The 15738-nt window shown below is 51.5% G+C and carries 9 protein-coding genes; 2 read left to right on the top strand and 7 right to left on the bottom strand.

The features are described 5' to 3' along the window. The first annotated feature begins 124 nt into the window (after positions 1-124). Complete coding sequence (locus tag HV229_RS19585) at positions 125-1543, top strand: glutamine synthetase family protein (protein ID WP_046276299.1); 1419 nt, start codon at positions 125-127, stop codon at positions 1541-1543. Between the two features lie 387 nt (positions 1544-1930). Further along, positions 1931-3319: an APC family permease gene (locus HV229_RS19580; protein ID WP_016151916.1), complete on the top strand. Its 1389-nt coding sequence runs from the start codon at positions 1931-1933 to the stop codon at positions 3317-3319. A gap of 110 nt (positions 3320-3429) precedes the next feature. Here the strand turns inward: HV229_RS19580 and HV229_RS19575 are convergent, their stop codons facing one another. From HV229_RS19575 to HV229_RS19545, 7 genes are read right to left on the bottom strand one after another with little or no spacing between them, the layout of a single operon-like run. Then, positions 3430-4998, bottom strand: a complete 1569-nt coding sequence (locus HV229_RS19575; protein ID WP_181546193.1) for an SUMF1/EgtB/PvdO family nonheme iron enzyme — start codon at positions 4996-4998, stop codon at positions 3430-3432. Between the two features lie 48 nt (positions 4999-5046). Then, positions 5047-6261, bottom strand: coding sequence for an FtsX-like permease family protein (locus HV229_RS19570; protein ID WP_016151918.1), 1215 nt, complete (start codon positions 6259-6261; stop codon positions 5047-5049). Continuing rightward, on the bottom strand, positions 6251-6976 hold the full coding sequence (locus HV229_RS19565; RefSeq protein WP_016151919.1) for an ABC transporter ATP-binding protein: 726 nt from the start codon (positions 6974-6976) through the stop codon (positions 6251-6253). The genes HV229_RS19570 and HV229_RS19565 overlap by 11 nt, the downstream gene beginning before the upstream one ends. Then, a complete protein-coding gene (locus HV229_RS19560; protein WP_046276301.1) occupies positions 6976-8937 on the bottom strand; it encodes a vWA domain-containing protein in 1962 nt (653 codons plus the stop codon). The genes HV229_RS19565 and HV229_RS19560 overlap by 1 nt, the downstream gene beginning before the upstream one ends. Next, positions 8934-9947, bottom strand: a complete 1014-nt coding sequence (locus tag HV229_RS19555) for a hypothetical protein (protein ID WP_046276302.1) — start codon at positions 9945-9947, stop codon at positions 8934-8936. Before HV229_RS19555 ends, HV229_RS19560 begins: the two co-directional genes overlap by 4 nt. After that, the gene (locus HV229_RS19550) at positions 9941-12655 is read right to left on the bottom strand and encodes a virulence factor SrfC family protein (protein WP_181546191.1); all 2715 of its coding nucleotides are present in this window, start codon (positions 12653-12655) and stop codon (positions 9941-9943) included. The genes HV229_RS19555 and HV229_RS19550 overlap by 7 nt, the downstream gene beginning before the upstream one ends. Then, positions 12655-15723, bottom strand: coding sequence for a virulence factor SrfB (locus HV229_RS19545; protein WP_181546189.1), 3069 nt, complete (start codon positions 15721-15723; stop codon positions 12655-12657). The genes HV229_RS19550 and HV229_RS19545 overlap by 1 nt, the downstream gene beginning before the upstream one ends. Between the last annotated feature and the right edge of the window lie 15 nt (positions 15724-15738).

Here is a 15738-nt window from a genome sequence, read left to right as displayed (position 1 = left end):
ATAACCTTCTAGCAAACTTAATTTAACATTTGACAAACAATTTGTTTGCATCCAGAGTCGAAGAGTGGACATTATATTTAACAGTCAAATCACAGAACAGCTTACAGGCCAACGGCGGTGAATCATGGAAACCAATATCGTAGAAGTTGAGAATTTTGTTCAGCATTCTGAAGAGAGACGAAGTAGCGCGTTTGCGCGTGAAGTTAAGCAGTATCTGGAGCGCTACCCCAACACGCAGTTCGTGGATGTGCTGTTAACCGACCTGAATGGTTGTTTTCGTGGTAAACGCATTCCCGTTGCGGGATTACACAAGTTAGAGAAAGGCTGCTATTTCCCGGCATCCGTTTTCGCGATGGATATTCTTGGCAATGTGGTCGAAGAGGCGGGATTAGGCCAGGAGCTTGGCGAACCGGATCGGACCTGTGTCCCGGTGCCTGGCACGTTAACACCTTCGGCCGCCGATCCGGAATGTATTGCGCAGATGATGCTGACGATGCTGGATGAAGATGGCGCTCCCTTTGACGTTGAGCCGCGGAACGTACTTAACCGACTCTGGCAGAAACTTCGCCAGCGCGGTCTGTTCCCCGTCGTAGCGGTAGAGCTGGAGTTCTATTTACTCGATCGTAAGCGCGATCCCGAAGGTTATCTGCAGCCGCCGTGCGCGCCGGGAACGGACGATCGGAATACGCAAAGTCAGGTTTACTCGGTTGATAACCTGAACCACTTTGCTGATGTGCTGAACGATATCGATGAACTGGCCCGTTTGCAGCTGATCCCGGCTGACGGCGCGGTGGCTGAAGCCTCCCCTGGGCAGTTTGAAATCAACCTCTACCATACCGATAACGTACTCGACGCCTGCGATGACGCGCTGGCGCTGAAACGGCTGGTACGGCTGGTGGCGGAGAAACATAAGATGCATGCCACGTTTATGGCAAAACCTTATGAGGAGCATGCCGGTAGCGGAATGCATATCCACATCAGCATTATGAATAATAAAGGCGAGAACGTGTTAGCCGATGCGAATGGCGATGATTCCGCGTTACTTAAGCGTGCGCTTGCCGGGATGATTGATCTGATGCCCGCGTCAATGGCGCTGCTGGCGCCGAATGTGAACTCTTATCGCCGCTTCCAGCCGGGGATGTATGTTCCGACCCAGGCTTCCTGGGGGCACAACAACCGTACGGTGGCGCTGCGCATTCCCTGCGGCGATCGTGATAACCATCGGGTTGAATATCGCGTGGCGGGGGCTGACGCCAACCCGTATCTGGTGATGTCGACCATTCTGGCGGGGATCCTACATGGTCTGGATAACGAGCTGCCGTTGCAGGAAGAGGTGGAAGGCAACGGCCTGGAGCAGGAAGGGCTACCGTTCCCGATCCGCCAGAGCGATGCGCTGTGGGAGTTCATGCAAAATGACAGTCTGCGCGAGTTGCTCGGGGAGCGTTTTAGCCATGTGTATCACGCCTGTAAACACGATGAACTGATCCAGTTTGAACGCCTGATTACCGACACTGAAATTGAGTGGATGCTGAAAAACGCCTGACAGGAAAGTGGCCCGGCGGCGGAATGTTTGTCGGGCCTGTACGCATTGTTTGGTCATTGAAAAAAAGAAGTCGCATCATGCGGTCTGAGCGGAGCCAGCCCGTCAATATTGCAGGATCACCTGCCATTTCCCGGATGTCGCGTAATGGAGCGGCTTGCGACAACGGGTCTTCAGATAACCGACAGAGTTTGTGACGAGGAAATGTGATGATGCCAATGTTTAAAAACCCGCCCCGCGTGAGCATCCATGGCTCCCGCAGTAAGTACGGACCGCATCTGTGCCGTGCAACATTGACGCCTTTCTTTTGGCTTTCCACCCCGACACGACCCAGGTCTGCTGTACCCACGTTTCGAACGCAGATCTGGGCCCGTGGCGGGGAGGAAAGCTATGTCGACTAATTCTTCTGTGGATCTCGCGGCCCAGCCGGGCAAAGCACAGTTGCGTAAATCCCTCAAGCTGTGGCAGGTGGTGGTGATGGGGCTGGCCTATCTCACACCGATGACCGTATTTGACACCTTTGGTATTGTTTCGGGAATCAGCAATGGCCATGTTCCGGCCTCCTATCTGCTGGCCCTGGCGGGCGTGCTGTTTACCGCCATCAGTTACGGAAAGCTGGTACGCCAGTTTCCACAAGCCGGTTCGGCCTACACCTATGCGCAAAAAGCAATCAACCCGCATGTGGGGTTTATGGTCGGCTGGTCGTCACTGCTTGATTACCTGTTCCTGCCGATGATTAACGTCCTGCTGGCGAAAATTTACCTTTCCGCGCTGTTCCCGGGCGTTGCGCCATGGATTTGGGTGGTGATGTTTGTAGCGATCCTCACCGCGGCCAATTTGAAAAGCGTTAATCTGGTGGCGAACTTCAATGCGCTGTTTGTACTGGTGCAGGTCGCGATAATCGTGGTGTTCATTGTTCTCGTGGTGCAGGGGCTGCACAAAGGCGAAGGGGTTGGGACCGTCTGGTCGCTGCAACCGTTTATCAGCCAGAATGCGCATTTGATCCCGATTATCACCGGGGCGACCATCGTCTGCTTCTCGTTTCTCGGTTTTGATGCGGTAACCACGCTCTCTGAAGAGACACCGGATGCCGCGCGTACCATTCCAAAAGCAATTTTCCTTACCGCGCTTTACGGCGGACTGATCTTCATTGCTGCCTCGTTCTTTATGCAGCTGTTCTTTCCGGATATTAGCCGATTTAAAGACCCGGACGCGGCGCTGCCGGAGATTGCGCTGTACGTTGGCGGCAAACTGTTCCAGTCTATTTTCTTGTGTACGACCTTTGTGAATACGCTGGCGTCAGGTCTGGCGTCCCATGCCAGCGTTTCGCGTCTGCTGTACGTGATGGGCCGCGATAACGTCTTCCCGGAGAAGTACTTCGGCTATGTCCATCCGAAATGGCGTACACCCGCGCTGAACGTCATTATGGTCGGGATTGTGGCACTCTCGGCCCTGTTTTTTGACCTGGTGACCGCCACGGCGTTGATTAACTTTGGCGCGCTGGTGGCCTTTACGTTCGTTAATTTGTCCGTGTTTAACCACTTCTGGCGTCGTGAAGGGCGTAAGCATACCTGGCAGGAAAAGTTGCACTACCTGGTATTGCCAATGGTCGGCGCCGCCACCGTTGCCGTACTGTGGGTGAACCTGGAGGTGACATCGCTGACGCTGGGACTGGTATGGGCTGGCGTGGGGTTGGTGTATCTCGCCTACCTGACCGGACGTTTCCGCAAGCCGCCGCCGCAGTTTGACGCCGCGAAATCTGAGCAGGCCTGGGAGTGACTTTTTCCAAAGGGTGAGTTATCAACCAACTTGTGAACTCTGTTAGTCACTAAAGGGGCGAACTGCCAGGGTACGCCCCTTTTATTCATGTGCGTTTAATCAGAATGAAATCAATGATCACTTTTAATTTGCTTACATGTATCCAACCATCTGGTTGCATCAATTTTCCCGTTTGCCAGATATTGTTGCTGGTTCTGCCAGTGCGCGGCGAGGAATGGCTTAAGGCCTGCAAGACGTTTGTTCAGTGTGAGCATTTGATCGAAAATCATCACTTCATGTTTCAGACCTTCCTGACCATAAAGCGTGGCTGAATCAACCAGACTACTGGCGTAGTAACTCGTCAGCTGTTGCAGGCGATCTGTTTGCTCACCAAGTTTTGTTTTTCGGATCGCGCAATTTTTATCACTGTCATCTTTATCCTTACACAGCAATTCATAGTTGTGATTGAGGAAGTCAAGAAAGCGGCCATCATCCTGCAATTTTGTGCAAAGGAAGGAACCGAGGTTAAGGCTGGCGCGGATCGATTGTGCCCGTTCTTCCTGTTGTTGCTGATTACTGGCGCGGAGCTGATTTTCCAGATCCTTCAGTTTCTTTTTCAGCTCTGTGTCTTCAATGCCTGATGCCAGGCTTCCCAGCGCTTTTGCGGTGTCTGTGGGGACTTCTTTGCTCTTATCTATACCTGGTTTATCTGCGCCGAGAGCAGCCCAATTTTTCTCCAGCTGTTTCACTCGGTCTGTTGATGTAATGGTCGGAGAGACCAGTACCAGACGCAGGCCGGTGGTTTTGCTGGTGAAAGGATGGGCTTCATCGTAGTAGTTAATTTCTTTACGGGTCGCGCTACGGATCTCTGATTCATTCGAGATGACGCTGCCTCCGCGAACCACAAAACCACCAGCCTGGCCGTGAAGTCTGTTGATTTTATTGAGATAAAATGGGGTGAACATCATCTCAGAGACGTTGCCCAGCATATCGTGTAGGCCGAGGGGGTTAGGGTTCAACAGCCCAATGAGCTGTACTTTGCCGTTAGAGGACTGCGACCCGGAATACCACTCGTAATTTTTCATGTCATCCATCGGATAGTGGGAATCACGGAATTCCGCACTGTTTACCTTGAGGCCGCCGCGTGCTGCAAATTCCCATTCTACTTCAGTGGGCAGACGTAAAAATCCAGGGTTGCCATCCTCTTTCGGTAATTTGTCGAGAGCATTCGTGCGTAACCACTGGTTATATTTATCGGCAAAATTTACTGCATCGAACCAACTGATATTGGTTTCTGCGATGCTTAACTTACGTGATGGCGTGGGACAGGTACCGCTGGTTAATGCCTGGTATTGCAATGCTGTCAGTTCATATTTGGCCATCAAATAGTAACGACCTTTGTTTTTTTTGCTTTCGGTAAAGCTACCGGCGATGAAGGTTGGATAACTGTGTTCAACAAAACCCCATTCTCCGCCATCTTCTCCTAAGGTGATCGGCATATCATCCAGAGGACCTGAGACCGGGATTTCTACCTGACGGAAAACCATGGAGCCTTCACAGGGCATGGGCAAAATAATATCTTCGCTATCCGGCTTGGGGTTATAGATTTTCTCTGCCCACGGTTCGGCCAGCACGGGTGACATCTTCACCAGCAGAGTCAGCGCCAGCCAGCGTGATAATGTGGAAGGGGTAAGGGTCATGGACGTTCTCCGCAAATGATAAATGCCTTGGGCAAGTAGGAATAAGGGTTATGCCTCGCGCAGGCTCTGCGCAGGTTCAATATTAATTGCGCGCCAGGCACCAATGCCGGCGACCAGTGTCGCCACGATGATGGTGAGTATCAGAGCGACGAGGCCGTGCAACGGGGTGATCTTACAAATCATCTGACCTGTTGCCTGACTGCCCGCTAACGCCTGGTTAAAGACCTGACTGGCTAAGAGGTAGATCGCAAAGCCGCCGATATAAGCCACCAGACTAAGCAGACAGCCTTGAAAAATCACATAGGCACCCACTGCCGGACGGGTAAAACCGAGCAGGCGGAGGACAGCAATATGTTTACGTTTGCGGTCAACATTCGCGATAAATGAGCCAATAAGTGAGGAAATACAGCCAACCAGTGCAGTGGCGGCAATGGTATTAAAAATAATGCCCAAAACCCGATTGATGCTTTTCACATTTTCTATATCAGCCAGACGGCTGGTGGTTTCGATGCGCTGCTCCCGGAGATCGCGCTCAAGGCTGGCAACCTGATCAATATCGCGGGCGTATAATCTGGCGCGTGCGTAGAGCGGTGGTTTACCGTCAAGCTGCGCACCGCTGGTCATCCCCAACCCAGTTACCGCATAGCCATCGCGGAAATGTTCAAGCGCAAGCAATAACGAAGGCTGGGTAAAGATTGCGGCACGATTAAAATAGGTCGCAGGCAAAATCCCCACGACGGTAACGCTTTTTCGTCCCCATTCCCGGCGTTCATCAAGCATTCTGCCTACTCGCAAAGAGAGCGAATCACCAACACTGACCGCTAATTTACGTGCGGCTTCTTGGGTAATGACAACCTCGTTTTCCTGATGGAGTTCAAGGGACTTGAGTAAAGGGTCCCCTGAGTCTGTTGGAATAACTTCAGCATTCTCAATGAAATGTGTGCTGTCTGTTTGCAGGTCAGCAAGCGTATTTAGTGAACGCGTTTGTCCGATGGCGAAACCCACATCGGGTCGCTGCCGTAACTCTTCGATCCAGTTTTGGTTGTAGCTGCCGCTACTCAGCATACGGATTTCCAGGTTACGAGGGTCACTGGCCAGATCTTCTTGCAGCTGGTTCACAATCCCAAAACGCAAACCGAAAAGAAGTAATAAAGGTGCGATAACAGCGACGAGAGAAGAGACGATGCAAAAAGAAATGATGCGATCGTGCCACAGGTCTTGCATAGCCAGGCGGCCCAGCAGTCTGGCTCGGTTAAAGGACAAAATAGGTTCCTCCCTGTTCGTGATTCGACGATGCCACTAACGGTTCAGGCTGGGCAGTTAAACAGGGTAAATTGAAATGTTGTACCAGTGGCCAGTCATGGCAAACAATCAGCGCCATCATGCCTTCCTGGCGGACCAGTTCAATAAACAGGCTAAATAATTTCTTTGCGTTGTAAGGATCAAGTGCGGCTGTTGGTTCATCCGCCAGTACCAGTTTTGGACGGTGCAATATCGCACGTGCGAAAGCGGTTCTCTGTCGTTCACCAAACGACAACTGCGTTGGATATTTGGCCAATAATGGCGCAAGTTTGAGAGCATCGATTACTCTATCCAGCAGCGCGTTGTCGGGGCGTAATCCCAGCAATTGACACGGCAGAAGGATGTTATCTTTGACGCTCAGATAGGGGAGCAACCCCCCATTTTGTAACACAAAGCCAAGCTGACGGGCGCGAATACCCGCTAGTTTATTATGTTGTTCATCCTTTATCAGCGTTGCGATATCAAATTGCTGTGCACCTTCTTCCAGCTCGAAGCACCCGATTTTACTGGGCTGCAGTAATAAGCCGATGGCTTCCAGTAGCGTGCTTTTACCACATCCACTTTCACCTGTGACCGCGACCACCTGGCCTGACCGCAGCGTGAACTGCGGCAGGTAAACCCGGTGAGCATGACTGCCCTGACCACGAACAACGCACAACTCTTCTATGCGCAGCATCAGGGCATCATTTCCAGTGGGATGGGATAAACGCGATCGCGTGGATCGCTTCCTTTTGCCAGCTCAACCCAGCGATCAACATCGGCGTTATATTTTTGGTAATGACGCAGTTTGGATGACAGCGTGCGGATAAATTTCTCCTGTGACAATCCATCCCAGCTTTTCCAGGTCTCTTCGTCGAGGTTCAGGACATCGCTCTTATAGGGAAGATCGGCCAGATATTCTCCCAGTACACCCAGATCGCCAATGCGGGTATTGTCCTGTTGTTTCAGCTGGTTAGGATCAGCGCCCATTGTTGCTGCAACAGTACGCAGTTGCTCAAACATTTTGGTCGGTGAGATCATCCCCTCATTTGCTGCTTTAAGGATCTGGCTGACAGCATCGCTTAAGTCACTTAGCTGACCTTTGGTCAAGAGAACACGAACGTCGGTGGTAGGAATGTTTTGCTTAATCAGGTCGCGGTCGCTAATCCATGCCTGAAAGACTAACGGGGCTTGTGTGCTGTTACGCTTACCCAGATAGGCCAACTGCATGGCATGTCCAATTAATGCCGTATCCTGAAGCAGCTTTTGCTCCGGTGTCAGTTTCTGTCCATCGTCTTTCGCGTAAAGCGCACTACCAATCGCAGCATCACCCATGTAAGCAGATTTAACCTGCTCAGTAATGGCGGAAGCTAGCGCATCTACCTGCTGGCCAAACATCTTAAGATCACCGGCATTTACGGCCTGGTAAAGGTTGGATTGGGTACTGTCAAAATTGGAGAGATCGCGGTACTGGCTTTCGGCTTTGGCATGGTTATCTTTGCCGACTGATGTTTTTAGGTGCAGCGTATAGATAGCAATACCGCGGTTACCCGCCTCAAGGCGAAGCTGGCTGGCATCCAGACCGGTACCTGACAGTTTGTTGCTGCCGTCAATAGCACCTGCATCGGTAATCAGGACCATGTAACGTGCGCCAAACGGGCTCCAGTCAATGTCATCAATAGCTGATAGCACGCCGGAATACGCATCCTCGTCATACAAAGAACTGGAGACTTTCGCTTCTTTTAAATCAGCGACCTTCTTCAGGAAATCCGCACCATCTTTCACATGGTTAGGATCTGCGTAAATCTTTGTGCGGTACTCAAGGCCCGGAACGGCTTTGGTGTTTGAACGAAATGAGATCAGCCCAAACTTAACCTGCCCATCCAGATGCTCTTGTTTGATCTTGCCATAGATCTTATTAACCGCTTCTTTGGTACGTTCAATGTAAGGCCCCATTGAAATGGTTGAGTCAATAACGAAGACCACCGAGGCGTTAAACCCTTTCAATTGATTTACGTTATCTTCTTGTTTTTTAGCCGTTTCAGCTTTACTGACGGAGGCTACGTTAAGCAGACGAGTATAGAAGCCATCTTCAGTCATGACCTCTTCGCCGCTCAGGATTGGCAGCAGATAAAACTGCTTTTGCAGATCGACAAAATACTCGGGCTCTTCAGCCTGAATACCCTCGGCATGGCCGTCCCGTTTTAACCTGGCGCGAAGCGGGGCAATCAGCGATACGGGATCGGGGGCAGAGAGAATATCATCAAGGCTTTTTCTCTCTTTAAAGAACAGCAAACGGTCACGGTTTGCCGGGTTGGTAAATGCCAATGTGAGCTGCATTTTCCAGTCGACTGTACATGACTTTGGCAACCAGCCAATAGTTTTACCAAAGCTATCCGGCCCGACCTTAAGCCAGCTCTGGCCGTTTGCATCTTCTTTTTGATAAACATACAGGCTGCTGAAGGCTGGCTGTAGCTGACCTTTATCATCACCTGCGGTAGTCCCAAGTTTGCAACCCGGGGTAGTGAGAACACGTTGATATAACGTTTTCTTACCTTCCTGGAGCAGAGGTTTGTCGCCATCAGCGGCAAATACATGCCCGCTGAGCAACAGGCCACATAATGGCAGAGCCAGACGACTCATCGGATTCCAGGTCATTTTCCTAGCTCCTTAAGGCGCTGTTTGGCCGTTTGGTTGTCAGGCTCCGTTTGCAGAACCGTTTCGTACCAATATGCTGCAGTATCTTTATCTGGCGCTTTGAAACATTCACTTGGCTGGTGGTATTTCGGGTCGTATTCACCTGCGTACACGAGCGCGATTTTGGTATCGCCACCCTGGGCACGGTTAGCATACAGACGCTGTGCAACACCACATTTTTTAGCCTCTTTTGCGGCCTGGATAATGGTCAGTAGTTTGTCACTGTCGAGCTTTTCCTGAACACAGCTCTGGACGAAATCAAGCTCGTTCTGGCTGTTCAAACCCTGTGCAGAACAGGTACTATGAGCGACAGGCTCTGGTGCGGAAGCGGGTGCAGACGCCGGTGTTTCTTGCTGTGCTTGTTCAACGGGGGTGACTTCCGGTGATTTATCCCGCCCTAAAAACCACCACAGCGCACCGGCAATCACGACTAATGCCAGTATTGCCGCTCCAATGACAGGAAGACGGGAGGGCCCTGATTTCGCCGGAGTTCTCACTTCAGTATGAATAACCGGCTCTACAGGTTCAGGGGCAACAACGGTTTCTGTCGCAATGACGGGCTCAGAAGGAACTTCTGGAGTAGCCAGCATGCTGCTGCCGCTATAGTTGCCTGTTTCACCTCTTGCTTCAGAAGAGAACAGTTCGTCGCGCGCCAGCTGTAACGTGGTATTGCGTGTTTCTCCAGAATCCAACTTGATCTGAATTTGTACCTGGCTTGCTGTCGCCAGCAATGGGTCAAGCAATGTTGGGCCAATACGAAAACCGCTACCATTATTCAACGCATAACCACCGTTCATGGAAAACCAGTGTTGTGCCGGGCTCCAACTGCCATCGGGTTGTAGGTAGTTCTGCTCGTTATTGCACAGAGTAAAGGTCAGATTAGTCAATATTGCGGTTTCACCACGCAGGCGGACCATTAGTTGTGCAGTACCTGGCTCTGCCGGCTGGCAGGCGATGATTTTAGCTAGCATGGCATGTTCTCTTGTTTCAATTGGCTGATAATCTGACCAAGTTGACGATTCTGTTCGAAGGAAATATCCCGTGTGGCGCTATGACCCGCATTGTCCAGGATGACGCTCATCAAAGCAGAAAGCCAGTCACCCAGATAGGAAACGCCGGGCTGTGGTGCGACGGCGGCGAGTTGTGGCAACTCATCGTTAGCGAGCTGCTTCTGACGCAGAAACACTTTATTTTTCTCGCCAACATAGCTGTTGGGTACCTTTTCTGCTGGCAGCGTGAGATAACCAAACCAGGCAATAAAATCACGTATGGTCAGTTGAGCACGTAAAACCTGACGTGCTCGCATGTGTACGCGGGTTGTTTCAGCCTGCTCTTGACCCGCCAGGGCATGTTTCAATGTCCCTTCCAGATCCAAACGTGTGGCGGCGGTGATTAGCTCTTCGCTGAGTTGATTCATCAGCTCACTGCTCATGCCCAGTTGACGCCACTGCAACGGTTGCTGCGGCAACTCCCGTAGGTGGGCTACCCAGGCTTTAAAGGCCTGATGCGCGAAATCATCATCCTGGCCTACACGTTCCGTTGCGGCAGTTGCTGGCGCATCAACAACGGCGGTTTCAACAGGTGTAGTCGCAAAGGGATCGCTGGCAAAGGGGTTTTCAGCGAAAGGATTACCACCAAACGGGCTGGTTGCGAAAGCATTGATGGTCGGGCTTTCGCCTTCGGTTTGCGGCGCCTGGTCGAGGTCGCGAATACTCAAATAAATGTTGTTGAGCTCCTGAGTCGGCAGAACCAAGCGTTCGATAAGCTCCCCCATATTGTGGGAACATGCAGACAAGCCCTGCCATAACTCTTTGGCAATTGCTTGTTTTTTCACAATCTGCCCATCACCGTCTTTTTCGTACCACCGACCAAGGCGTTGATCGCCGGTTTCCATGCGACATTGCAGCAGTTGTTGCTGTAAACGTTTTAACTTGAAGTCGAGATGGGCGACGCCGCGTAATGCTTTAGTCAGGCGCGACATTCCACCGTCGTTGAGTTCGAGCATTGCCTGCCAGGCTGCTTTCGGTTCTGCAACGTGCATATTCACATTTTTTCCGCAGACGAAGGTACTGCCCATGGTATCGAGTACATCATGGTAACGATCGCTGATACCCACTTCCAGGAGTCGCTCCTGTCCGGCATCCCCTTCAAGCCTCAGGAAGGGGTTATCGAGCCCGGGTTTGCGTACCAGGAAACAGTTGTTGAAAGGCTGGTTGGGTGCCCATTGTGGAAGCCATTCATAGTGCGAGAAACGCTCCAGTAAAGTCATGTGCATCATACCTTCCCAGCCTTCTTTTAACTGGCTTTCGGTATGTTGCAGGCTGTTGACGATTCGCATATCACACATGGTGATTGCCCAGAACAGACCCGGGTTGCGGCCTCCGCGCTCTTCGGCACTCTTACCCTGGGTTTTCTCTACCCAGCGGTTTAATACCGGACCCACATCAGCAACGTCGCTCTGTTTGGCTGAGCTGGCGCATACGACAAGCGCATTCATTTCCTGGTTATCGGTATAGCGTTCGAACAGGTAAGCAACTTTTCCGCGAAGCAGGAGCTGCGAAATTGCGTTAAGTCCATCCCGGCCAGCCTGTTCAAGTGCAGTGATCTTGAGACGACCGCGATAGCCAGGGAAGTCGAGCAGATCAACCTGTTCCACAACGCTGTCGGTTTCAACTTCTGCCAGAGGAAAAATCAGCTCTGTGGTTAAGGCCGCCAGTTCCGCCTGCGTTAAGTTGGCGCTACCAATTTGTTGTTCTTCTTTCCAATAACGGATCTCAACGTTGCGATCCTGGCTGGAGCCCAGCCTGTTCAGGCTATCAACGTTCATGATACTGCCGCTGCTATGGTCAGTCAGCGTTTCCAGTGGGGCAAATACCATCCGGGTATGGTTCAGTTTCGCCAGTACATTGGCTAATGAACGGTAGGTTTCTGTGAGGGCTGGCTGTTCTCCCCACAACAGGGAAAAGAGCTCTGCACGATCATTTGGGCTCAACGTCGGGGCAATTTTCAACACCTGCGGCCACCAGGCGTGTTCAAGCTTCTCAACTGACTTTTTAAAGGAAGCGTTAAGGTAATCCCACAAGGCGACGACATCTTCCTGGCTGACGCCGTTATATTCCTGTACCTGCACAGCCCGCTGCAGGAATGGGCGCAGGCGCTCTTCAACCCGGCTTTGGTCAAGCTGATAGCTCAATTGCTCATGGTTGAAGTCGTTAAACCACGCGTTGGCCAGAATCTTAGCCAAATCGATTTCACTGAACAGGCGCAACGGCACTGGGTATCCAGCCGGTGCGGCGGGCGCCTGACGGGTAAAGCGAGTGACCAACCCCGTCGCTTCTTTACCTCCGCCGACAGGGTTAACCTCTTTGATAAAGTCAACACGCCTTTCGCCGTAGAGTGCTTCCAGCGACCCATTGCTACCAGCGGCGAGCGCTGAAATGAGGTACGATTTCCCTGCCTGAGAAATACCGAAAAAACCGACGGTCATCGGTGTTTTGGCAACCTGAGTCAGGCTATTGGCCAGGTTTCTCGTACGCAGCAAACTCAAGTTGAGTTTGTCTGCTTCGTTGTCTAAACGACGTGAACCGGGGCGTACGTTGTCGACCCATCCGAGTGCGTCCAGGCATCCCTGAGCGATAGCAGCCCAACCCTGAGTGAGAGATTTTTGTTCGCTATTCATTATTTTTTAACACTCCCGCTATCGAGCCAGTGACGGCTATCAATGAGCCCTCTATCGGGCATCGTATTGAGTTCCAGATCCAAATCACGTTTGCTAAATGACTTATCGGTGTTGCTGCTGACATCGGCGATCGTCAGGCGATCGCTAATCAGTCCAAGTTGACGAGCTCGTTTACCCTTATCGATCGCCAGTCTGACTTTGAGATACGGGGAGCCGTTATCCGTGGACTGAGCCGAAGAGAATTTTTTACGTCCTTCTTCGCTAAAACGTAGGGTATACAGCGGTGCAGCAGTCCAGCGTTCTGCATTCAACTGGCGATAGCCTAAGCGCAGGTCGCCACGCATAACGATGCTTTGTGTGGTTTTCTCGCCATTTTCCTCGGTGATAGCCGGAAGCTTGATCTGCCCGTTTTCAGACTCGATATGTTGATAAACGATGTCGGCATCGCGAATCAGGTTATCCATATCAATGGTGCCGATATGGCGAATCGTTGAATACGGTTTCAGCTCTGAGGTGCGGAAATGGAAGTTAGGAATGCTATGGTTTGCACACAATTGCGTGAGCATGGCACCCACTGAAGCCGTACTTTTCGGATCGTCGATATGACCGTTTTTATGGAACGGATACCAGGTACCAGTCTGATAACCATGTAACGGCAGAATACGCCCTGGCGGTAACGGAAGGTTGCGACGAATAATCGCCTGAATCCCAGGTAACTGAGACGGCCGGCCGGTGAGTAGCAGCAGATCGCAATGATAATAAGACAGCACTTCACAGAGTGCGGTCAGGACTTTATCGATGCTGAACTTACCTGCACAGAGATCGCCATGGAGTTTGGCGAGGGGCAGATTAAGCATGATATCCGCGAGCTTAAAGTCGGTCGGACCTCCCGCTTTCTGAACTTCTCGGCGCACGAATCCTTCGACTTCATCACGAATACAACCGACTGGTAGCAAATCGCCGACACGTTGGTTAATCAGGGTATGCGTTTGTTCATCAAGCGGATCATAATGTTCGTATGTTCCCAGGATATGTAATGCGAGCGGGACGAACAGCTGCAGGCTTAGCTGTTGGCGAAGCACGGCTTCGGCTGCACTAATATTCTGCGATCCGCACAACTGGGACATCAATGTTTCAGTGGACATCACACCGACTTCACGCAGGGCTTGCTCAAAAGCGGGGAGAACGTATGACTGAATAACATCCAGCAAAATGTCATCACCTGCGATCTTAAAACTGTCGCGAAAGCGCTGGTTGGGGATGATATGTACGTTAGTACCACCACCTGTGTGCCCATTATGATCGAGGCGGTAATCGGTGATCACCAGATCGGTGGTCCCGCCGCCAATGTCAATTGACGCGATAGTGATACTTTCACGATCGGTACGGTCTGGTCGGCCAATTGCGTCGAAAAACTCTTCCGGATGACCGGCAAAGTTCTGATTAATCTCGGTGTACAGGTAAACCAACTGTGCACAGGAGGCTTCGTCCCACTCTACCCTGATTTTAGGTAATGGGATCTTGATGTTAGCTTCCGTATGCTCTTCTTGTACGTCTTTGTACGGATCGTTCTCGCCGTTGTGCCAGCGTAACGATTTCCACACCAAGCTGACAGCCTGACGCATGCGTTCATCCAGCACACAGCGTTCAGCCATGGGCATACCTGGTGGAACCGTCAGAATAATATGGCGTAGCTGACGCGGGATCCCGGCGTGTCCCTGACGAATACGCTGCTCCGGGCTGTTAATCTGGCTAATGGCCTGGGTCAGAACTTCAGCCAGCATAAAGGTCATCAGCGAACTGCGTGAGTAGCGTGGCGTAAAGACGGGGATGCGATCCATCTCATCTTCAATGGTGTGCAGGGCTTCGCCTCTTTCATCGATCAGGTTGGCAAACGGTGCCGCCGTTGCCAATGGATTGCTGTCCTGCACATAGCTGCCATTAAAACGCCAACCCTGGCCATAAAACTTCTCATCCCACAAATAGCGTTTAGGGCTGGATAGACCCGTTGAACCTTCGCTGCCTTTACGACGAGCCGCCAGACGACTGGCTTCACCACCAATACGTGCGATAGTTGGCCACTGGAACGCGTCGTGGCGGCCGCTGCGTACAGAGCAGTGATCTTTGCCGAAGAAGGCTTGCGAAAACTCGACCCTGCTTTCAAAAGGATCGGTATAGATATGTTCGGGGGCGCTGAGATCACGTAGTTTCAGCACATAGTTGTGCCTCATGCCTGAACCTGATTGCCCATGATCTTCAATAAGAATGCCACAGGTGCGCGAGTTGCCCACGTCGAGTATCAGGTCGACGGCGATGGGTTTAATCGCATTGGTTTCCTGATTGGCGATCACTCTGAACTGCGGCAGTTCAATGACGGGTTCAGTCTGGATTTGCAGACCTTCGACTGGAATAGCCATCAATGATAGAAGGTTCAGGTAATGTGCCAGCGGGTATTGCTGTGCAAGTTCCTGCTCACGCTCGTCGATATCCCGGCCTTTGCTCGCTTCTTTGAATACTTCTTTGAGCCAGTCGGTTATCCAGTCCTGCGTCAGGTACCAATTTAGGGCATAGGTTGCTGTCGCGACGGCGAAGGTTGCCCCAGCATTCACATCTTCCTGGTTCGGACTGAGATCAGCGGCAGCCTGCTGTTTAGCCATAATACGGGTGTCGATCGCCAGCGTCATGCGATGGCTGTGACCATCTAAATCGGGTTCTGGTAGTTTGACTAAACGAAAACGAGCCCAGTTTAGCGGTCCCTCCTGGTACACATTCGGTGGGCTAAAGCGAAACAAAGGAAGCGGTAACCAGATGCCGTCGAACAACTTCAGGCTCTGTTCGACAGGGATATCGTACTGGCTTTTTGCCTTCTCGATGTTATCGGGGGTCGGCTGATAGAAATAGTAATCGCGCTGCTCGTTGTAAATTAAACGGGTGAGTACACCGTTTGCTAATTTGACAAATTCGCCAGCAGGCAGGCGGCCAAGTGACAATCCGAAATCCATAAACTGGATCCCAGAGTCACCCACGAGGGTAATTTGACGATCGAAAGATACAATCTCAGGCAACATAGTTATCTCGTCCCT

The sequence above is a fragment of the Citrobacter sp. RHBSTW-00524 genome (genome assembly GCF_013747755.1).
Lineage (GTDB): Bacteria > Pseudomonadota > Gammaproteobacteria > Enterobacterales > Enterobacteriaceae > Citrobacter > Citrobacter braakii.
This window is presented reverse-complemented; position numbering and strand designations above follow the sequence as displayed.